The sequence below is a fragment of the Asanoa sp. NPDC049573 genome (assembly GCF_040676615.1).
Lineage (GTDB): Bacteria > Actinomycetota > Actinomycetes > Mycobacteriales > Micromonosporaceae > Asanoa.
In genome coordinates this window covers 212,755-233,034 of record NZ_JBFAPI010000002.1, presented here as the reverse complement: position 1 = coordinate 233,034, position 20,280 = coordinate 212,755, and the positions used below count along the sequence as shown (strand labels likewise).

At 71.0% G+C, this 20,280-nt stretch carries 19 protein-coding genes and 1 pseudogene; 11 read left to right on the top strand and 9 right to left on the bottom strand.

The features are described 5' to 3' along the window. The 3 genes from AB0J74_RS04665 to AB0J74_RS04655 are packed head-to-tail and all read left to right on the top strand — an operon-like array spanning position 1 to position 2,155. Entirely contained in the window at positions 1 to 741 is a 741-nt protein-coding gene (locus AB0J74_RS04665; protein ID WP_363444674.1) for a M50 family metallopeptidase, read from the top strand. A gap of 30 nt (positions 742 to 771) precedes the next feature. Further along, entirely contained in the window at positions 772 to 1,275 is a 504-nt protein-coding gene (locus tag AB0J74_RS04660) for a SigE family RNA polymerase sigma factor (RefSeq protein ID WP_363445441.1), read from the top strand. Then, complete coding sequence (locus AB0J74_RS04655; protein ID WP_363444671.1) at positions 1,268 to 2,155, top strand: hypothetical protein; 888 nt, start codon at positions 1,268 to 1,270, stop codon at positions 2,153 to 2,155. The genes AB0J74_RS04660 and AB0J74_RS04655 overlap by 8 nt, the downstream gene beginning before the upstream one ends. Before the next feature lie 3 nt (positions 2,156 to 2,158). Here AB0J74_RS04655 and AB0J74_RS04650 read toward each other — a convergent pair whose 3' ends face one another. Further along, on the bottom strand, positions 2,159 to 2,665 hold the full coding sequence (locus tag AB0J74_RS04650; protein WP_363444668.1) for a MarR family winged helix-turn-helix transcriptional regulator: 507 nt from the start codon (positions 2,663 to 2,665) through the stop codon (positions 2,159 to 2,161). Between the two features lie 82 nt (positions 2,666 to 2,747). On the opposite strand from AB0J74_RS04650, the gene AB0J74_RS04645 reads away from it, so the two are divergent. Next, positions 2,748 to 4,337, top strand: a complete 1,590-nt coding sequence (locus AB0J74_RS04645) for an LLM class flavin-dependent oxidoreductase (RefSeq protein WP_363444664.1) — start codon at positions 2,748 to 2,750, stop codon at positions 4,335 to 4,337. Positions 4,338 to 4,417: 80 nt separating this feature from the next. Here the strand turns inward: AB0J74_RS04645 and AB0J74_RS04640 are convergent, their stop codons facing one another. Continuing rightward, complete coding sequence (locus AB0J74_RS04640) at positions 4,418 to 6,022, bottom strand: acyl-CoA carboxylase subunit beta (protein WP_363444661.1); 1,605 nt, start codon at positions 6,020 to 6,022, stop codon at positions 4,418 to 4,420. A 1,056-nt stretch (positions 6,023 to 7,078) separates the two neighbouring features. Between AB0J74_RS04640 and AB0J74_RS04635 the strand changes: the two genes are divergently transcribed. Together AB0J74_RS04635 and AB0J74_RS04630 are read left to right on the top strand one after the other, a co-directional pair. After that, entirely contained in the window at positions 7,079 to 7,963 is an 885-nt protein-coding gene (locus tag AB0J74_RS04635; protein WP_363444658.1) for a biotin--[acetyl-CoA-carboxylase] ligase, read from the top strand. Between the two features lie 87 nt (positions 7,964 to 8,050). After that, entirely contained in the window at positions 8,051 to 8,611 is a 561-nt protein-coding gene (locus AB0J74_RS04630) for a PH domain-containing protein (protein ID WP_363444655.1), read from the top strand. On the opposite strand, the gene AB0J74_RS04625 is transcribed toward AB0J74_RS04630, so the two are convergent. The 4 genes and pseudogenes from AB0J74_RS04625 to AB0J74_RS04610 form a co-directional block, all read right to left on the bottom strand. Further along, positions 8,608 to 9,789: a GNAT family N-acetyltransferase gene (locus tag AB0J74_RS04625; protein ID WP_363444652.1), complete on the bottom strand. Its 1,182-nt coding sequence runs from the start codon at positions 9,787 to 9,789 to the stop codon at positions 8,608 to 8,610. The genes AB0J74_RS04630 and AB0J74_RS04625 overlap by 4 nt on opposite strands. A 34-nt stretch (positions 9,790 to 9,823) precedes the next feature. After that, positions 9,824 to 10,414 (bottom strand): annotated as a pseudogene (locus AB0J74_RS04620) (GtrA family protein); the annotation flags it as partial. 70 nt (positions 10,415 to 10,484) lie between these two features. Then, positions 10,485 to 11,030 carry a GtrA family protein gene (locus AB0J74_RS04615; RefSeq protein WP_363444649.1) on the bottom strand — a complete coding sequence of 182 codons (546 nt, stop codon included), beginning with the start codon at positions 11,028 to 11,030 and terminating at the stop codon, positions 10,485 to 10,487. Positions 11,031 to 11,147: 117 nt separating this feature from the next. Then, the gene (locus AB0J74_RS04610) at positions 11,148 to 12,068 is read right to left on the bottom strand and encodes a sigma-70 family RNA polymerase sigma factor (protein ID WP_363444646.1); all 921 of its coding nucleotides are present in this window, start codon (positions 12,066 to 12,068) and stop codon (positions 11,148 to 11,150) included. A 404-nt stretch (positions 12,069 to 12,472) separates the two neighbouring features. On the opposite strand from AB0J74_RS04610, the gene AB0J74_RS04605 reads away from it, so the two are divergent. The 5 genes from AB0J74_RS04605 (at position 12,473) to AB0J74_RS04585 (ending at position 18,002) form a co-directional block, all read left to right on the top strand. Next, the gene (locus AB0J74_RS04605; RefSeq protein ID WP_363444643.1) at positions 12,473 to 14,299 is read left to right on the top strand and encodes a phosphoenolpyruvate carboxykinase (GTP); all 1,827 of its coding nucleotides are present in this window, start codon (positions 12,473 to 12,475) and stop codon (positions 14,297 to 14,299) included. A 49-nt stretch (positions 14,300 to 14,348) separates the two neighbouring features. Further along, positions 14,349 to 15,215, top strand: coding sequence for a hypothetical protein (locus tag AB0J74_RS04600; protein ID WP_363444640.1), 867 nt, complete (start codon positions 14,349 to 14,351; stop codon positions 15,213 to 15,215). Further along, a complete protein-coding gene (locus AB0J74_RS04595) occupies positions 15,215 to 16,369 on the top strand; it encodes a geranylgeranyl reductase family protein (protein ID WP_363444637.1) in 1,155 nt (384 codons plus the stop codon). The genes AB0J74_RS04600 and AB0J74_RS04595 overlap by 1 nt, the downstream gene beginning before the upstream one ends. A gap of 10 nt (positions 16,370 to 16,379) precedes the next feature. Then, complete coding sequence (locus AB0J74_RS04590; protein ID WP_363444635.1) at positions 16,380 to 17,150, top strand: isoprenyl transferase; 771 nt, start codon at positions 16,380 to 16,382, stop codon at positions 17,148 to 17,150. A 372-nt stretch (positions 17,151 to 17,522) separates the two neighbouring features. Next, on the top strand, positions 17,523 to 18,002 hold the full coding sequence (locus tag AB0J74_RS04585; RefSeq protein ID WP_363444633.1) for a hypothetical protein: 480 nt from the start codon (positions 17,523 to 17,525) through the stop codon (positions 18,000 to 18,002). A gap of 196 nt (positions 18,003 to 18,198) precedes the next feature. On the opposite strand, the gene otsB is transcribed toward AB0J74_RS04585, so the two are convergent. The 3 genes from otsB to AB0J74_RS04570 all read right to left on the bottom strand — a co-directional run bounded on the left by otsB (position 18,199) and on the right by AB0J74_RS04570 (position 20,097). Beyond that, complete coding sequence (otsB, locus tag AB0J74_RS04580) at positions 18,199 to 19,023, bottom strand: trehalose-phosphatase (protein ID WP_363444631.1); 825 nt, start codon at positions 19,021 to 19,023, stop codon at positions 18,199 to 18,201. Positions 19,024 to 19,131: 108 nt separating this feature from the next. Beyond that, entirely contained in the window at positions 19,132 to 19,497 is a 366-nt protein-coding gene (locus AB0J74_RS04575; protein ID WP_363444629.1) for a hypothetical protein, read from the bottom strand. Positions 19,498 to 19,656: 159 nt separating this feature from the next. Beyond that, positions 19,657 to 20,097, bottom strand: coding sequence for a helix-turn-helix transcriptional regulator (locus tag AB0J74_RS04570; protein ID WP_363444627.1), 441 nt, complete (start codon positions 20,095 to 20,097; stop codon positions 19,657 to 19,659). Positions 20,098 to 20,280: the final 183 nt, after the last annotated feature.

Sequence of the window (20,280 nt, the reverse complement as noted above, 5' to 3'; positions counted from 1 at the left end):
ATGCCCCTCGACGAGGTCACGGACATCTGGGATCGCCTCTTCGGCGCGCAACCCGACCCGCCTTCCTGGCTGGTCGTGGTGACCGCCCTGCTGGCGTTCGCGATCGTCGTGGTGCGCGGCCCGTGGCGGGTGGCGCGCAACGCCATCACGATCGCGCACGAAGGCGGCCACGCCCTCGCGGCGCTGCTCACCGGGCGGCGGTTGCGCGGCGTACGCCTGCACTCCGACACCTCGGGTCTGACCCTGTCGGCGGGCCGGCCGACCGGGCTGGGGATGGCGGTGACGCTGTCCTGTGGCTACATCGCGCCGTCGCTGCTCGGCCTCGGTGGTGCGTTCCTGTTGGGTGGCAACCACATCACGCTGCTGCTCTGGGTGACGGTGCTGTTGCTCCTGGCCATGCTCATCATGATTCGCAACCCGTACGGCGTCTTCTCGGTCGTGGTCACCGGCGCGGTCGTCTTCGGCGTTTCCTGGTTCGGCTCGCCGCAGGTGCAGGCCGTGTTCGCCTACCTGGCCGTCTGGTTCCTGCTGATCGGCGGCGTGCGACCGGTCGGCGAGCTGCAGACGTTGCGCAGCCGGGGCCGGCTGCCCGACTCCGACGCCGACCAGTTGGCCCGGGTCACCCACGTGCCTGGCCTGTTCTGGGTCGGCTTCTTCGGCCTGGTCAGCCTCGTCGCGCTGGTCGTCGGCGGCTACCTGCTGGCCGACCCGATCCTGTCAGCGGCGGGAATCACCACCTGACCCGGCAACCGAACCGAACGCCGGAGCGTGTTGCCTTTCGTGGACGGCGCGGACTTCGACGAGTTCTACCGGGCCAGCCGGCAACGGCTGCTCGGGTTCGTCTACGTCCTCACCGGTGACCTCTCCGAAGCGCAGGACGCCGTGCAGGAGGCCTACATCCGGGCCTGGCAACGGTGGTCGACGGTGCGCGACTACGACGACCCCGAGGCGTGGATGCGGGTGGTCGCCGCGCGGATCGCGGTGAGTCGCTGGCGGAGCCTGCGCAGCCGGGCCCGCGCCTATCTGCGGCACGGCGCCGTCGAGTCGGTGCCGCCGCCGACCACCGACACCGTCGAGGTGGTCGCGGCGTTGCGCCGGTTGCCCGAGGAGCAACGCACCGCGATCGCGTTGTACTACCTGATGGGCATGCCGGTCGCGGAGGTGGCCAGGGAGACCGGGGCGCCGGAGGGCACGGTCAAGGCCCGGCTGGCCCGCGGCCGGGCCGCGCTGGCCGGGCTGCTGGCCGTCGAGCTCGGCGAGGTGGCCGATGCGTGACGAGATCGACCTGACCCAACGGTTGGCCGCCGACCTCGGCCGGGTGCGGTGGCCGGCGGGCGAGGAGATCCGGAAGATCGCCCGCCGCCGCAACCGCCGGGCGGCCATCGCCGCGTCGCTGTCCGTGTTCCTGCTGATGTCTGGTGTGTGGGTCGTAGCGACCCGGCCGTTTCAGCCGGCGGCGCCCACCGCCGACACGTTCGCCGCGGCGCCGGAGCCGCCCGCGAGCACCACGATCACGCCCGACAACGCCGAGTGGATCCCGCCCGAGGCGTTGCTGACACCCGAAGACGTCGGGCCCGGGCTGGTGGCGGCCCGGGTCTCGGTCGAGCAGAACCAGCCGGTCGGCGCGTGGGCGTTCACGCTCGCCGGCTGTCCCGCGTTCGCGAAGGTGCCCACCTACCAGGGCGTCTACCAATACCGGCGGGACCAGACGCTCGAGTTCCCGCCGAAGGTCCCGAACAAGGCGGAGACCGGGCTCCCCGTGCTGCACCAGAGCGTGATGCGGCTGCCCGGCGGCGCCGCACGGGACCTGGTGCGGGAAGCCGTCGCGGTTACCCAGGCGTGTCCGAAATACAGCTCGATCGGCCTGCTGTCCGGCGACCCCGAACTGGCGAAGGAGCAATACAAGGTCAAGACGACGCATGTCTGGCTCCAGCTCGACCGGGATTTCGCCGGTGACGAGTCGGTGCTGTTCGAGCACCGGATAACCGGCGCCAGCCCCGCTGTCGTGCTCAGCGTCTCGGCCGTCGTCGTGGTGCGGGTCGGCGACCTGGTCGCCACGGTCGAGCAGGTGAACGGCGAGAGCGCCGAAACCACCCGGCGCCTGGCCAAGCGGGCCGCGGCCTGGCTCTGCACGGCCGCGACGCCGCCCTGCTGACGGTCAGGTGCCGCGGGCCAGTTCGGCGACCGCGCGGCGGTGCGGGTCGTCCTGCGCGAGCCGGCCCAGCACGGCGTCGCTGATCTCGGCGAGCGCGTCGAGTTGCTCCGGGGTGAGCAGGTCGAGCAGGTAGCTCCGGACCGCCGCCAGCCGGTCGTCGGCGGCGCCCTCGACGGCGGCCCGCCCGGCGTCGGTGAGCCGGAACACCGCGCCGCGCGAGTCTTCGACGCAGTCTTCCCGCACGACCAGGCCGCGGGTCTGCATCCGGCCGAGGTGGTGCGACAGCCGGCTCTTCTCCCACTGCACCTCGCAGCGCAGCGCGAGCCCGCGGAGCCGGTGTTCGGGCGCGGCGAGCAGCGCCGACAGGATCGCGAAGTCGGCGTCGGACAGCCCGGTCTCGGCCAGCAGTTGCCGGTTGAGCTGGCTGGCGAGCAGCCCTTGCATGCGGCGGTAGCCGTCCCAGGCCCGCTGCTCGCGCTCGGAGAGCGGGCGGGTGCCGTTAGTGGCCATAGCTGTGACAATAGCCATTGGTTGACGTATCAGCCAGTTGCGTTATGGTTGACGCGTCAACCGTGTCTTCCCGGAGGAACCAGTGACTGACTACGGGCATGAGCTGCTGTTCGGCACCTTCATCACGCCACGCGCCGACTCGCCCGACCGCGTCGTCGCGCTGGCCCAGCTCACCGAGCAGGCCGGGCTCGACCTGGTGACCGCGCAGGACCACCCCTACCAGGCGGCGTTCCTCGACACCTGGACGCTGCTCTCGCTGATCGCCGGCCGGACCGAGCGGATCACGGTCTCGCCCAACGTCGCCAACCTGCCGCTGCGCCCGCCGGCCATGCTGGCCCGCTCGGCGGCCAGCCTCGACCTGCTCAGCGGGGGCCGGGTCGAGTTGGGGCTGGGCGCCGGCGCGTTCTGGGACGCGATCGTCGCCAACGGCGGTCCGCACCGGACCCCGGCCGAGTCGGTCGAGGCGCTCGAAGAGGCGATCGCGGTGATTCGCGGCATCTGGGGCCAGGCCGGTCCGTCGGTGCGGGTCGATGGCAAGCATTACCGGGTACGCGGTGCGAAGGTCGGTCCCGAGCCCGCGCACGACATCGGGATCTGGGTCGGCGCCTACAAACCGCGGATGCTGCGGTTGATCGGTCGGCTGGCCGACGGGTGGCTGCCCACGCTGGGTTATCTGCAGCCCGAGCAGCTTCCCGAGATGAACAAGCTGATCGACGACGCGGCCGTGCAGGCCGGGCGGGAGCCCGGGGCGATCCGGCGGTTGGTCAACGTCAGCGGCTCGTTCGGTCGCGGCGGTGGTGGCGGGATCAGCGGGAGCGCCGAGGACTGGGCCGAGCAGCTCGCCGAGCTGACGCTGACGCACGGACTGAGCGCCTACATCCTGGCCGGTGACGACGCGACGGCGATCCAGCGGTTCGGCGCCGAGGTGGCGCCGGCGGTGCGCGAGCGGGTCGCCGCTGAGCGCTCGCGTCCGTCCGCGCCCGCGGCGCCAGCCGCACCGGACTCGCCGGCCCAGGCCGAGGCGGCACCCACGCCGGCGCCGGGTGAGTCGATCACTGTGCGCGGAGAGATCCCGGGAGTCGGTCTGACTCCGACGCCCGACGACGGCACCCGGCTCGCCGACCGCACGGTCTGGGACGAGAGCGAGCGCCCGGTCGCGCCCCGGATCGACGAGGACCACAAATACACCCGGCACGAGAAGGCGCGGGGCCAGCAGCTGATCGACATCCACGACCACCTGCGGCAGGAACTGGCCCAGGTGCGCGACCTGGTCGACCAGGTCGAGGCCGGGATGATCGGCGTCGGCGAGGCACGCTCGGCGATCAACGAGATGACGTTGCGACAGAACAACTGGACGCTCGGCACCTACTGCGAGTCGTACTGCCGGCTGGTCACCACCCACCACACCATCGAAGACCAGTCGATGCTGCCGTTCCTGCGCCGGGCCGACGCCCGCCTCGCCCCGGTGACCCTGCGGCTGGAGGCCGAACACAAGATCATCCATGAGGTGATCGAGAGCGTCGACCGGGCGCTGGTGGCGTTGGTCGGCGGCGAGGGCGATCTCAAAGGCCTGCGGGCCGAGGTCGACCTGCTGACCGACACGCTGCTCTCGCATCTGTCCTATGAGGAACGCTCGCTGGTGGAACCGCTGGCCCGCTACGGCGCACACTGATCACCGCTTGCTCTGCACCCCTGCGGGAAGCGCCGCCTCGCTCGGGGCGCTTCCCGCAAGCGTGCAGAGCAAGGGCAAGATCAGAGCGGGATGTTGCCGTGCTTCTTGGGCGGCAACGTCTCGCGCTTGGTGCGCAGGGCGCGCAGCCCGCGAACGATCTGGGTGCGCGTCTCGTGCGGTGGGATGACCGCGTCGACATAGCCGCGCTCGGCGGCGATGTAGGGATTCGCCAGCGTGTCCTCGTACTCCTGGATCTTCGCGGCGCGCAGCGCGGCCGGGTCCTCGGCCTCGGCCAACTCGCTGCGGTAGAGGATGTTGACCGCGCCCTGCGCACCCATCACCGCGATCTGCGCGGTCGGCCAGGCGAAGTTGAGGTCGGCACCCAGATGCTTCGAACCCATCACGTCGTACGCGCCGCCGTAAGCCTTGCGGGTGATGACGGTGAGCTTGGGGACGGTGGCCTCGGCGTACGCGTAGATGAGTTTGGCCCCTCGCCGGATGATGCCGTCCCACTCCTGGCCGGTGCCGGGCAGGAAACCGGGAACGTCCACAAAGGTCAGAACCGGGATGTTGAAGGCGTCGCACGTACGCACGAATCGGGCTGCTTTCTCCGACGCGGCGATGTCGAGCGTGCCGGCGAAGTGCTGCGGCTGGTTGGCGACCACGCCGACCGGCCGGCCCTCGACCCGGCCGTAGCCGACCACGATGTTCTGCGCGTAGAGCGGCATCACCTCGAGGAACTCGCCCTCGTCGAGAACGTGGGTGATGACGGTCTTGATGTCGTAGGGCTGGTTGGCCGAGTCGGGCACCAGCGTGTCGAGTTCGCGGTCGGCGTCGGTGATCTCCAGCGGCGCGGTGGCCGGGAAGACCGGCGGCTCGTCGAGGTTGTTCGACGGCAGGTAGGAAAGCAGCGCCTTGACGTAGTCGATCGCGTCGTCCTCGTCGGCGGCCAGATAGTGCGCGTTGCCGCTGCGGGTGTTGTGCGTGCGGGCGCCGCCCAGGTCCTCCATGCCGACGTCTTCGCCGGTGACCGTCTTGATCACGTCGGGGCCGGTGATGAACATGTGCGAGGTCTGGTCGACCATCACGGTGAAGTCGGTGACCGCGGGGGAGTAGACGGCGCCGCCGGCGCAGGGACCCATGACCAGCGAGATCTGGGGTACGACGCCCGAGGCGCGCACGTTGCGGAAGAAGATCTCGCCGTAGAGGCCGAGCGAGACGACGCCCTCCTGGATCCGCGCGCCACCCGAGTCGTTGATGCCGATCACCGGGCAGCCGGTCTTCATCGCCAGGTCCATCACCTTGACGATCTTTTCGCCGAAGACCTCGCCGAGCGAGCCGCCGAAGACGGTGAAATCCTGGGCGAAGACGCAGACCGGGCGCCCGTCGACGGTGCCGTAGCCGGTGATCACGCCGTCGCCGTAGGGCCGCGTCTGGTCGAGTCCGAACGCGACCGACCGGTGCCGCGCCAACTCGTCGAGCTCGACGAAGCTGCCCTCGTCGAGGAGCATCCCGATCCGTTCGCGGGCGGTCTTCTTGCCCCGGGCGTGCTGCTTCTCGACCGCGCGCGCCGAACCCGCGTGGGTCGCGTCGTCGGTCCGGGCGGCGAGGTCGGCCAGACGCCCCGCCGTGGTGCGGACGTCGCGTTCGGCCCTGCGTTGATCGGCACTGCGTTGATCTGTCACCGGCCGATCGTAACGACGGTCAAGCTGCCCGATGCTGTGCCATTGGTCTCGACCCCTCTCCAGCGTTTCGCGACGATTGCCCCATTCGTTATAGCTCTCGTGATGATGGTCGTCGGCATGCTCCTCCTGGTCGGAGGCGTCGGCGTCCTCCTCACCATGAACCGGCTGTTGTGGCCGCTCGGTTCGAGCGGCGAATCGGCCGGAAGCCCGGGCTCGCCCGGGAGCACGCAGGTGGCGGGCGGCCGGCCGGGGCCGGCCCGCCACCCGCGCCAACGCACCCCCGACCAGACCCGCGTCAACGCCCGCGCAACCCGAAGCGATGACCACATGCCGGCGCGGGCTGACGCGCGTGCGCAGGGCCGCGGTGGCGCTCGGGCGTCGGCTCGGTCTGACGGTCGTGTGCCGGCGGGCGCGGCCGCGCGTCCGCAGGGCCGCGGTGGCGCTGCTCGGGCGTCGGCTCGGTCTGACGGTCGTGCACCGACGGGCGCGGCCGCTGGCGGACAGAGCCGCGGTGGCGCTGCTGGGGCGTCGGCTCGGTCTGAAGGTCCTGTACCGGCGGGCGTTGACGCCCGGCAGGGCCGCAGTGGCGCTCGGGCGTCGGCTCGGCCCGACGGTCGTGCCCCGGCGGGCGTTGACGCCCGGCAGGGCCGCGGTGGCGCTGCTGGGGCGTCGGCTCGGCCCGACGGTCGTCCCCCGGCGGGCGTTGACGCCCGGCAGGGCCGCGGTGGCGCTGCTCGGGCGTCGGCTCGCTCGGACGCTCGTGCGCTGGCCGGCGACGAGGCCCATGGGCAGACTCGCGGGCTGACCCTGCCTGATGCCTCGATCGCCGGCGATGGCCGTGCGACGGCGGGCGCTGCTGCCCGCGGACAACGTCGCGGCGATGGTCGCGCTTTTGACCGATCCGATGCTCACGCCTCGATTCGGGCTGAGGGCCGCGGATCGAACCGGGCGGACGCCCGCGCGCAGCAGCGCGCCGACCCAAGGGCCGCCGGCCGCCTCTACGGTGCCGCCCGGCGGGAAAGGCCGCCGCTCGACGGCTGGTCGTAGGCTTGCCGGGTGCCTGGCTCGCCCTATACCGACCTTGACCGTCCGCCCTTGCGTGCGCAGGCACTCCAGCGGGCGTTGACCGGGCCCGGTGACTTCTGGACGCGGCTCGACGTCCGGGCCGAGACCGACTCCACCAACGCCGACGTCGCCGCCGCCGCGCAGGGTGGTGAGCCGGAAGGGTTGGTCGAGGTCGCCGAGCGGCAGACCGCCGGCCGCGGCCGGATGGGACGCCAGTGGCAGTCGCCGGCGCGGGCCGGGATCGCCGTCAGTGTGCTGCTGCGGCCCGGTGCGGCCCGGCCCGAGTTGGGGTGGGCGGCGCTGGCGCCCAAGGCGTACGCCTGGCTGCCCTTGCTCGCCGGTGTTGCCGTCGCCGAGGCGGTCAACCGGCTCGCCGAACTGCCCGAGGGCGTGCTGCCCGAGCTGAAATGGCCCAACGACCTGCTGATCAACGGCGCCAAGGTCGCCGGGATCCTGGCCGAAGGGGTGGCCGACGGGTCGGGCGACGCCCCGGCCGTGGTGATCGGGATGGGGCTCAACGTCACGCTGCGCGCCGACGAGTTGCCGACCAATCCGACCGGGCTGCCGGCCACCTCGCTGCGGCTGGCCGGCGCCGAGGTGACCGACCGCGACCCGCTGCTGCGGGCCATCCTGCGCGGCCTGGCCACCTGGTACGAGCGCTGGCGCGCGGCCGACGGCGACGCGGCCGCCAGCGGGCTGCGCGGCGCCTACCTGAGCCGGTGCGCCACGGTCGGCCGGGAGGTGCGGGTGCTGCTACCGGGCGGCGACGAGTTCGGTGGCGAGGCGACCGGGGTCGACGACAGCGGCCGGCTGATCGTGCACGGCCCGCATGGCGACCGGACCGTCGCCGCGGGCGATGTGCTGCATCTGCGCTGAGACCCGACAACAACCGGGGGTACGCGCGGAACGGGCGAGGCAGTAGGTTCACCCCGACCGTTGAGTGTGCCGCCCCGGAGGTGTGCCGTGGCTTTTCCCGACGACGTGCTGACCAGTGAGGAGCGCGTGGTCCTGCACGTGCACCCGCACTGGAAGACGCTCGCCCGTCCCATCCTGCTCGGCATCCTGGTGATCGCCGCCGCCGTGGTCGCCCTGATCTTCGTGCCGAGCGGCATCGGGCGTGTGATCATCGGTGCGGCCGCGCTGATCGTGCTGGTCTGGCTGCTGCTGCGGCCGGTGCTGGTCCGGCAGACCACCCATTACGTCTTCACTGACCAGCGGATCCTGCTCCAGGTCGGCATCTTCAATCGCGACCGGCACGACATCCCGCTGAGCCGGGTCAACGACCACTCGATGAACCAGCACTTCGTGGAGCGCCTGCTCGGCACCGGCACGCTGGTCATCGAGTCGGCCGGGGAGCGGGGCCAGCAGGTGCTGCGCGACATCCCGCAGGTGGAGAAGGTCCAGACGCTGCTTTACGAGTTGGTCACGGCCGACCACGACCGCGGCACCCTCGACGAGGGCGAGATGCGGGAGATCATGCGCGAGCACCGCGCGGCCGAGGCCGGCGGCGGCACCGAGGCTTAGAACTCGGCGAAGACGAAGGGCGGCTGCGGGGGAAACAGCTCCCGCAGCGGCTGGGCGGCCTCGACCGGAAACCGGCCGAGCCGGCGCAGCAGGATCTCGACCGGGTCGAGCACACCGTAGACCAGCGCCGACAGGCCGGCCGTGGTGAGCGTCGCGGCCGCCGGCTCGGTGCTGCGGGAGACCGCTAGCGTGCCGCCCGTGCCGTCGAGGTGGTAGCGGCCGTTCAGCAGCGGGTCGTCGACCACGTCGACGGTGATCGCCGCGGGGCCGGTCGCGATGCCTGCGAGCCCCTCGACGGACAGCACCCGGGCCATGGGTGCGGCCGAGCCGGGCACCCGCACGTCCGTCCTGGTGTCGACGGTGAGATCGTCGGCCCACAGTTCGGGAGTGTCGCTGGGCAGCAGCCACAGCTTGACCCGGTCGACCTGGTCGGCGTGCCGGGCGAGGAAGCTGAGCAGCAGGGTGCGGGCGTGCGGCCCGGTGTGCAGCAGGGTGTCGCCCTTCAGCTCGCCCAGGTGATCGTCGATCTTGTAGGAGAGCGCGCCCACCACCTGGCCGTCGACGTGGGCGGTGACCGACCACTTGCGGTCGTCGCGCAGAGACACCGCGCGGAAGTCGGGGAACGTCGCGAAGCCATGCTGGCGGGCCATCAGCCGCTGGGTCAGCGCCCGGTGGTCGGCGTAGCCGTCGGCGATCCGCCGCCAGCGCAGGTCGCCGGGCAGCTCGCCGCGGGCCAGCTCACCGAGGCCGGCCGGGGAGAACGTGGCGCTGCGGTGCTGGGGGAGGCTGACGTAGCCGAACCGGGCGTAGAACGAGGTCCGGAACGGGTAGAGCACGGAGACCGGGTGGCCGTCGTCGCGCATCGACTCGAGCAGGCGGTTGAGCAGGGCCCGGACATAGCCCCGGCGGCGGGCCAGCGGATGCGTGGCCACGCCGGCGACGCCGACCATGGGCAGGATCGTCCCGCGTACGTTCTGCCGCATCGGGATGCCGGAGACCGCGGCGACGGTGGCGCCGTTCTCCTCGGCGACCAGCGTCAGGTTGCCCGAGTGGTAGGGCAGCATGTCCCGGTAGTAGGTGGAGACGGCCTGCTCGGTTGGCGACTTGTCGAACGCGTAGGACTGGAGCGGGAACGACGTGCGCAGCCGCTCCTCGCCGCTGATCCTGCGGATCTTCAACGGTGCCGGCTCAGCGGCGCCGGCGGGCCGAACCGGCGGATTCGAACTCGCCGACCACCTCGGCCAGCTCGGCCACCGGGTCGAAGGTCGCGATCACGTCGCCGTCGATCGGGTGTTGGCCGTTGTGCTTGACCGTCGCCACCGCGCGGCGGTTGGCCGGCGCGGGCACCGTGGCCGGCGCGGCGGCCGGTGCCGCCGCACGGAAGACGAAGGTGCGGTAGGTGTAGAACCGGAAGATCGTCGCGAGGCCCAGGCCGAGGAACTTGAAGACGTTGAGCAACAGCAGGCTATCGGTGCCCAGGCCGTATTTGGCGATGCCCAGCACGCCGAGCTCGATGACCAGGCCGGCGGTGTTGAACCCGATGAACAGCATCGTCTCGCGGCGCATGGCCGACTTCGGACGGTCTCGGTAGGTCCAGTGCCGGTTCATGAAGTAGGACGTGAAGGTCGCGAACACCGTCGCGATGACGTTGGCCTTGAGTTGGCCACCGTGGAAGACCGTGAGCGCCAGGGCGTTGAACACCACGAAGTTGATGACGGTGTTGACGCCACCGACGATGCCGAACTTCAGCGCTTCGCGGAACAGCTTCTGCCACCGTTCGGGCAGGAGTCGGTCAACGCGCATTGGGCCACCTTACGGGAGATGGGCGGTTCAGTTGATGCCAATGGGGAGCGCTGGGGGCGACATCACTAGCTCAATCACCCTTGGTCACCATTGGGGAAGCGGACGGTATCTGTGGCGCCGCCGCATCGATGAAAACGAACCGCCGGTAGGACCAGAAACGGAACAGCGTGCCAAATGCGGTGCCGACGATCTGTGCGGAAAGGTTGTCGGCGAGCGTCGTCTGGAAGACGCCTGGCCAGAAACTTCCCAACACGTAGTGGCTGATACCCAGGCAAGCCAGGCCTATGCCGAGACCGACAGCGTTGAAGAAGAAATAGAGCAGGTATTCGCGCCGCAGGCCGCTGCGCTCACGGTGCCGCCACGTCCAGAACCGGTTGCCGACGAACGCGAGGGTCGCGGCGAGCACGGTGGAGATCGTTTTGGCGAGCAGCGGCGGCTCGCCCGCGTTGGAGATCAGCAGGTTGAACAGGACCAGGTCGACGAGGAAGGCGACGCCGCCGACGATCCCGAACTTGCCGAACTCTTTGATCAGGTGACCGAATCGGTCCTGCAACCCGGCAAGCCCCGAGCGTGGGGCCGAAGGTGACGACTCGTCGTCGGCAACGGTTGCGGACACGGGCCGAGACTACCGTCTGTGCGCACGGGCCGTTTGCCGCGCCGGAAACGTTAACCAGACGGTGATCAGCGGCGGCGGCGCCCACGCGGCGGGTGACCGCGCGGGCGCCAACCGTGATCAACCGGCCGCCGGAAGGTCGGCGATCTCGTCGAGCGCGGCCCGGCAGTCGGCGCAGGTGGCCAGGTGGCCGTCGACCGTGCTGCGGGCCCGGCGGGCCAGCCGGCCCCGCACGTAGCCGGCGAGGCGGGCGGCCACCTGCTGGCAGGCCGGCGCGTCCGCCGGCGTCACGTGCTGCTGGAGATAGATCTGCCGCAACCGCTCGCGGGCCCGGAAGGCCAGCGCGGCGACCCCACCCGGGGTCAGCCCGAGCCGGCCGGCCACCTGCGCCGGCGACTCGCCCTGCACGGCGGTGTGCCAGAGCACCGCCCGCCAGCGCTCCGGGAGCCGGGCGAAGGCCCGGGCCGCGTAGAGCCGGTCGAGTTGGGCGACCGTGGGGTCGGCGAACGGCACGCCGGCCTCGTAGCGGCTCAGGTCGTCGGTGAACTCCACCCGCTGCTCGGTGCGGAGCCGGTCGTATCGCAGGTGCTTGAGCGTCGTGTAGAGGTAGGGCCGGAAGGCCCGGGCCGGGCCACGGCCGGCCCGGAGCGTGGCCAGCACCTTGGCGAACGTCTCGGCGACGAGATCGTCGGCGTCGGCGCGGTCCCGGACGAGCGAGCAGGCGAGCCGGCGGGCGCCGCCTGCGTGTCGGACATAGAGAGTGCCGTAGGCGCCGGTGTCACCGGAGCGGACGGCGTCGACGAGGTCGGCGTCGGACGGCTCCGCTGAGCCGTCGCAAGCTGGGTCGGACGGCTCCGCTGAGCCGTCGCAAGCTGGCTCGGCCGGCTCCGCTGGGCCGTCGCAAGCTGGGTGGGACGGCTCCGCTGAGCCGTCGCAAGCTGGCTCGGCCGGCTCCGCTGAGCCGTCGCAGGCCGGCTCGGAAGGCTCGTCTTCGCCGTCCGCCGGTTCCGGTCGCTGGTCGGTGGTTGCTGGGCTGGTCATGCCGCCTCCAGGGGGAGGAATGGGGCGGAAATGCCTATATGGAACGTGAGGGAGAAAACCCTCGTATGAGGAAAAGCGTAGGTCACTCCGTAGCGTGAGGGAAGAGGCGTTTTGGCAGCCCGGGGCGCCGATGGGTGGTCTTGGTCCTGCCGTCCGTGCGGGTGACCACCGGACCGGATGAGGGACGTCGATGGGCCCCCTGCGCGAATCTGCGCGGGAGAGCGCGACACCCAGCGGGGAAATCCAAAACGTCCGTCCCTTGTGCAGATTTTCACAACCGGCCCCGCTGCCCTTAACGCTCATTCGGTTTAGTCTGAGTTGAACCCCGAGGTACGCACTGGCGTGGCGCCAAGCCCGCCGGGTTTGTGCACCCATAGGTCAGCGTCGACCAGTAGGAGTTCGCAATGACTGTCACGGCCACCCGTCGCGGCGCCGATGAAACCCCGACCTCTCATCCGCGGCTCTTGGCGTGGGTCAACGAGGTCGCCGAGCTCACCAGACCCGACCGGGTGGTGTGGGTCGACGGGTCCGATGAGGAATGGACCCGGCTGACCGGCGAGCTGGTCGAGGCCGGCACGCTCGTCCGGCTCAATGACGCGAAACGCCCCAACTCGTTCTGGGCGCGGACCGACCCGACCGACGTCGCGCGGGTCGAGGAGCGCACGTTCATCTGCTCGGTCGACGAGGCCGACGCCGGGCCGACCAACAACTGGATGGCCCCCGCCGAGATGAAGCGGGAGATGACCGAGCTCTACCGCGGCTCGATGCGCGGCCGGACGATGTACGTCATCCCCTTCTGCATGGGCCCGATCGAGGCCGAGAACCCGATGTTCGGTGTCGAGATCACCGACAGCGCGTACGTGGTCGCCTCGATGCGCATCATGACCCGGATGGGTGCCCGGGTGCTGGCCGCGATGGGCGACGACGCCGACTTCGTGCCCGCCCTGCACTCCCTCGGCGCCCCGCTGGCACCGGGCGAAAAGGACGTTGCCTGGCCGTGCAACGACACGAAATACATCTCGCACTTCCCGGAGACCCGGGAGATCTGGTCGTACGGCTCCGGCTACGGCGGCAATTCGCTGCTTGGCAAGAAGTGCTACTCGCTGCGAATCGCCAGCGTGATGGCGCGCGACGAGGGCTGGTTGGCCGAGCACATGCTCATCATGAAGCTGACCTCGCCGGAAGGCGTCGTCAAATACATCGCCGGCGCGTTCCCGTCGGCCTGCGGCAAGACCAACCTGGCGATGCTGGAGCCGACCATCCCGGGCTGGAAGGTCGAGACGATCGGCGACGACATCGCCTGGATGCGGTTCGGCGAAGACGGCCGGCTCTACGCCGTCAACCCCGAGTTCGGACTGTTCGGCGTCGCGCCGGGCACCGACTACCGGACCAACCCCAACGCGATGCGTACCCTCGCCCGCGGCAATTCGGTCTTCACCAACGTCGCGTTGACCGACGACGGTGACATCTGGTGGGAGGGCATGGGCGAGCCGCCCGCGCACCTGACCGACTGGAAGGGACAGTCGTGGACGCCCGACTCCGGTGAGCTGTCGTCGCACCCCAACAGCCGGTTCTGCACGCCGATCGAGCAGTGCCCGATCATCGCGCCGGAATACACCGACCCGCGGGGCGTGCCGATCGACGCGATCCTGTTCGGTGGCCGTCGCAAGACGACCGTCCCGCTGGTGACCGAGGCCCGCGACTGGGTGCACGGCGTCTACCTGGGCGCCACGCTGTCCTCGGAGACCACGGCCGCCGCGGCCGGCCAGGTCGGCGTGGTGCGCCGCGACCCGATGGCGATGCTGCCGTTCATCGGCTACAACGCCGGTGACTACTTCGCACACTGGATCGAGATGGGCAAGGGCGCCGGCGCCGACACCGCCAAGCTGCCCAAGATCTTCTACGTCAACTGGTTCCGCCGCGACGCCGACGGCGGGTTCCTGTGGCCGGGCTTCGGGGAGAACTCGCGTGTTCTGAAGTGGATCGTCGAGCGGATCGACGGCCGGGCCGGCGCGGTCGAGACCGCCATCGGCCACGTGCCGACGCCGGACTCGCTCGACGTGTCCGGGCTCGACATGGGCCCTGACGAGGTGGCGGCCGCCCTGCGGGTCGACGCCGACGAGTGGCGCGCGGAGATCCCGCAGGTCACCGAGTGGTTCGAGAAGTTCGGTGACAAACTGCCCGGGGTGCTCTGGGCCGAACTCGACGCGCTCAAGGCCCGATTGAGCTGACCTCGCGTTGGGGAGGCCCGGCGGGCCGGGCCTCCCTAGACTCACGAACATGCCCCCGACGGTGCGCGCCCTGGTCGCGCTCCTCTACACCACCGCGGCCGCCACCGTCGCGGTCGAACTGCTCAATTGGGCGTACGCGCCGGAGCATGGTTTCGGTCTGGCGGTGCGCACCGGTTGGGCGCTGCTGCGCTCGTTCGGCTTCCTGATCCTGGTCTGGCACGTCCGGCGCGGCCGGGCCGCCGCCAAGCCGCTCGGCCTGATCCTCGCCGTCACCACCGTGTTCGCCGTCGGCCGCCTGGTCGTGCCGCGGTCCGGTGTGCCGCCGCTGCCCGGCGCGGTCGGCTTCGTGCTGCTCACCGCGTGCTGCGTCGGAGTTGCCGTGCTGCTCTACCGGGTGCCCACAGTGGGCGCCCACCTGGTGCGCCACCCCAACCGGTTGGTCGTCGCCCGCGGCGGGATCGGCTGGCAGGAGGGCGCCCCGCGCCGCCCCGCCGCCGCGGCCCGGGCGTTGACCGCGCGGGCGGCCGCGTTCACCTACGCGCCGCTGATGGTGGTGCCGGCGCTGGTTTCGCTCGGCGCCGTGCTGCCCGACCGGCTCGAGCGGCTGCCGTTCGTCGTGCTCTGGCTGGCGTTCGCGGTCCTCGTCGGCAACGTGCTGCTGCCCATCGTGATCTTCCTGGTCCGCGGCCGGCGCTGGGCCGGCATCGCGCTGATCGTCGTCACGCTCCTGGTCCTGGCCGTCGACCTGCCGCTATGCGCGTGGCTGCTCGGCCTCGACGGGCTGATTCGTGACGGCGGCCCGCTGCTGGCCGCGGCCGTGGTCGCGCTCTGGGGGGCCCGACCGGTCCGATCGGCGACCGGGGTCCGGGTGCCGGCGCCGCGCGCGGAGGCACCCCTGGCGGATACGGTTCCGTGATGATCGATTACGACGTGATCGTCGTCGGCGCCGGCCCGTCCGGCGCGACCGCGGCGGTGGCCGCGCGCCGGGCCGGGGCCAGCGTGCTGCTGCTCGACAAGGCCAGCTTCCCGCGCGACAAGACCTGCGGCGACGGCATCGCGCCGCACGTGCTCGACGTGCTGCGCGGGCTCGGCGTCGACGGCATCGCCGCCGGCTTCGAGCCGGTGCGGTCACTGAGCCTGGAGACACCTGACGGCCGTGCCGCAGGCGAACTGCGCCGGCCCGACTACACGATCCCCCGCTACGTGCTCGACGCGCGGATCGTCGACGCGGCCGTCGGCGCCGGTGCCGAACTCCGCCGGCACACCGTGCGTACGCTGCGCGTCGAGGCCGACCGGGTCGTGGTCGACGAGAAGTTCGCCGCCCGGGCGCTGATCGGTGGCGACGGGGCCGGCTCGATGGTCCGGCGGTCGATCGGCCACCAGCCGAACAAGGGCCGTCACCTCGCGGTCGCGATGCGTGGTTACGTCGCCTTCCCCGGGTTGACCGATCAGCGGATCGTCACCTCGGGGCCGCGGTGGCCCGCCTACGCCTGGGCGTTCCCGATCGGCGATGGCACGGCGAATGTGGGCTACGGCGAGGTGATGCGGGGTCGGCCGCTCAGCCGCGCGCACCTGCTCGACCGGATGGCCGACCTGTTGCCGGAGATCGATCTCGCCGACGTCACCCGGTTGCGCGCCCATCACCTGCCGTTGTCGACCGCACAGCCCCGGCACGGCAACGGGCGGGTGCTGCTGGTCGGCGACGCCCAGTCACTGATCAACCCGTTCACCGGCGAGGGCATCTTCTACGCCGTGCTCTCCGGCTCGCTCGCCGGGCACGCGGCGGCCGTGTCACCCGCACACGCCGCCCGGGTCTACGCCACCGCCCTGCGCCGCCGCCTCGGCCGGCACCTGCGGCACAGCGCCGCGGCGGCCTGGCTTGCCCGCCGTCCGACGGTGATCCAGGCTGCGGTCCGGGCGGCCGGCAATGATCGCCAGGTCTTCGACTCGATCGTCGAGTTGGGGCTCGGTGACGGACTGCTGCAACCCCGCACGCTGGGGCGCATCGCTCGCGAGTTGACCGTTCGGACAGAACAAGCTCGTCCGTTCGTCCATGGCGCAGGTCGCTAGTCTGCAAGTGATGAATCTGCGTGATCTCGTCTATTCGATCTACGAACGGCGGCTGACCTCCCGGCTGGCCGGCAAGCCGGTGCCCCGTCACGTCGGGGTGATGTGCGACGGCAACCGCCGGTGGGCCAAGGAGATGGGATACGTCGATCCCAACGACGGCCATCGGGTCGGTGCGGCGAAGATCAAACATCTGCTCGGCTGGTGTGACCAGGCCGGCATCGAGCACGTGACGCTCTACCTGCTGGCCACCGACAACCTGCGCCGGCCGGCGGCCGAGCTCGACCCGCTGCTGCAGATCATCGAAGACCTGGTGGTCGAGCTGGCCGAGGATGCCAACCCCTGGCGGTTGCGCATCGTCGGCGCGCTCGACCTGCTGCCGGCGCAGACCGCGGCAGCGCTGAAGGCGGCGCAGGAGCGCACCCGCGAGCGGGTGGGCGGCGCCGAGGTCAACATCGCGGTCGGCTACGGCGGCCGGCGGGAGATCGCCGACGCGGTCCGCTCGCTGCTCCAGGAGCACGCGTCGCGCGGCGGCACGCTGGAAGAGCTGGCCGAGGTGCTCGACGTCGACCACATCGCCGAGCACCTCTACACGCGCGGCCAGCCCGACCCCGATCTGGTCATCCGCACCAGCGGCGAGCAGCGCCTGTCGGGCTTCCTGCTCTGGCAGTCGGCGCACTCGGAGTTCTATTTCTGCGACGCCAACTGGCCCGACTTCCGGCGCGTCGACTTCCTGCGCGCCCTGCGCTCCTACGCCAGCCGCCAGCGCCGCTACGGCGCCTAGGTGTACTGGCTCGGGACGTTGGTGACACGCCGGGTTCAAATGCTTGATCAAAAGGAGGGCCTCCTGGCGTCGTGGAGATAGCCGTCTTCACCCACGCCCGGAGGTCCTCGTGGCCCACCCTAACGCCCGACTAAACCTGCACGCCGTCATCTGCTCGTACGCCGTGTCCTGCCGATCATCGCGGCCTGCGACGGGCCCAGATGCCGCCTGGCGGCGTCTCGGGATCACCGAGATACAACATCGGTATCCCGGCAATCCCGAGCAACCACCAGACGACATCTGGCCTCCGTCTCGGCTCACGATGATCGACAGGACAGGGGGGCCCCGGCTGAGGGTGGCGATCGTCGATGCCGCCCGGCACACTCTCAGGGCATGAGGCTGCGCGGGGTGCTCCAGGTTGCGATCGTGCTCACGGCCGGAACGCTGGCCGCCGGCTGCACCGCTGACATCGACCGGCAGGCGGCACCGCTGCCGGGCGCGACCAGCGCCTCGACCGGTGCGGCGACCCCGGCCCCGGGTGCGTCGCCGACCGCCGCGACGGGCCCGACCGCGACGAGCGTCCCCGGCACCGAGATGACCCCACCGGCCGACCGCAACGTCTGCGGCCGGGTGCGCACGGCGACCAACGACTATTCGAAGTCCTACGACAACGCGGCCCAGGCCGACAAGGCGACGATCGGCAAGAAATGGGCCGGCTTCGTGCGCGACCGCGCCGCCGAGGCCCGCGACCCCAAGCTCCGCACCGACCTGACCAAGGTGGCCGACCAGGTCGCCTCCTGGCGCCCCGGCCAGCCTGACCTGCGGGCCTATATCAGCCTGCTCAACTCGGCCTGCGCCCGCTGGGGCGTCTGACCCGCGGCTGGCCACTCACCCGTCGCCGCCGAGCGGCGAGGCTGTGCGGTGCAGCGGCAACGGACGGCGACCCCGGCTACCGCGGATTGTTCGTGGCGCGGCGCGGGTGTGTCGCGGACCTGGCAGCGAAGCGCTCTCTGGCGGGAGCAACGGTCGTGCCCACCGCGAGCCCGAGCAATCCGGATGTGGAGCCGGATCAGCGGACCGACGCCGCGGCTTCGCCGAGGAAGTCGCCGAGGGCTTCCGGTGACTCGAAGGTCAGGTCGGCGGCGCTGGCGACCGCCTTGCCGGTCTCCGGGTTGGCCACCGCGACACACACCCCGAAGAACGACGGATCGCGTTCCTCACGGTCGCGCAGCGCGGCGAAGGCCTTGAGGTCGGAGACGTCGTCGCCGAAATACCAGGCGCAGCCGGCCGACGCGACCGCCTCGCCGATGACCAGGCCCTTGTCGCGGTCGACCGGGGGCTTGAGCTCGAGCACCATCCGGCCGGCCTGGACCCGCAGGCCCAGGCGCTCCGCCTCCGCGCGGCCCCAGCGCTCGACCTCGCCCCCCAGGTCGGGCGCGGTGCGATAGTGCAGCGCCACCGACAGGCGTTTGAACTCGACCAGGATCTCGGCGGGCAACTCGGCCCGGGCCCGGTCGGCCAGGTCGGCCATCGCGGGCACCCAGGGCAACGCGGCGGGCTCGGTCACCGTCGGGCCCGCGCCGTGGCTGTGTTCGAGGCCGTAGAGGCCGTAGAGGTCGACGTCGGCGGCGCCGTGGAAGCGGTCGCGCAGGAAGTCGACGGGGCGGGCCGAGACGATGGCCACCCGGCGGACGACCGAGGCGAGTGCGCCGATCGCCGACAGGGCCCGGGGCACCGGCCGCACCGCGGTGGGGTCGTCTGCGACTGGCGCCAGTGTGCCGTCGAAGTCGAAGAAGAGCACGCACTCGTCGGCTCGATCGGCGGTCAAGCGCCATGCGCTCTCCGCACTCAGCGGGCGGTCGTCGCGCCCGTGGCCGTTGTCTGACCCCCGCACACGCAAGAGCCTACCGGGTGCGGGACCCCGCCGGAGCCGACGGATCACCCGGTTGACAGCAGGTCACTCTGCGATTGTCGATCTTGTCCCACTTGGGCCGATCCCGGATCAGTCGTCGGCAACTCCCATCCGGCGCACGGTGCGCTGCCCGAAGGGGACGACAGCGGCGGTTTCCTCACCATGGCTGAGCAGGTAACCCTCGACGAATCCAGCGTTGCGATCGCCCGTGTGCGCGTCGACCTCGTTGAGCCGAGCCGCAACGAACTCCGCCAGCGCGGTGATCCGCCCGTTGACGCGGCCGTACATTTCGGCGAGTACCGCCACGATGACCCCCACAGAAGCAGCCGCGACCGTCGCCATGTTGAACGCGGTCGGTAGTTCTTCTGTGCCTTGCACTCCCACGATGATGTTGGCGGTCGCGAACAATGTGATCGAGACGACCGCGACCACGACCGCACCCCATTTCAGGGCCATGGATGACCCCTCCTCCTTGTCCCGCAGGGCTTGGCTGACCTCCGGTGCTCCCCACCCGACCCGAGCCCAAGCAGTACAAAGGCGCACGGTACTGCGCTACCAAGCGGGTAAGAGTGCCAATCGCCAGGTGAGTCGCCGATCTTTTCGCCATTTGTGCATCTAGACCGCCCTACCGCGCCGGGAAGGGCGATCGGATGGCAACAAGGGTCGGTATGCGAGATAGCGAATGGTCTCGCGAATGTGGAACTTCTCCGCGTCGGACACGTTGGGATCGACCAGCCGGCGCAGCAGCGCTTCGACGTCGGGATCCATCGGCGGCGCGGCCGGCGCCGGTCGTGCGGACGTAGCGGTGTCCCAGCCGAGCACTCCGAACGCGACCGTCGGGTTGAGGCCCAGGCCGGTGCAGAACGCGACCACCCGCTCGGCTTCGGGGTCGCTGGCCCAGTCGGCCCGGATCCACCGGTTGACGGTCTGTCGTGACACGCCGGTGCGGCGCGAGACCTCGGAGGCGCTCCAGGCGCGGGTGGCGCGGGCGTCGTCGAGCGCCTTGCGGACGAACGCGGCGAACGCGATCTTGCGCCCAGGGGAGGTGTCCGGCACCGCGCGACGATACGGCCAGTTCTCGATCTCCCCGGTCCGCGCGACCGAGGTGTATCGCGTGCGTGACGATCCCAGAAGATCGCCGGTAAACGATCGGGGCGGCGGTTCGGGGCGCGTCACGTGGTCAGAATAGGTCGACGGGGGTTCCTCGCTAATCGCCCGAAAAGCCGATGCTGTCACGTA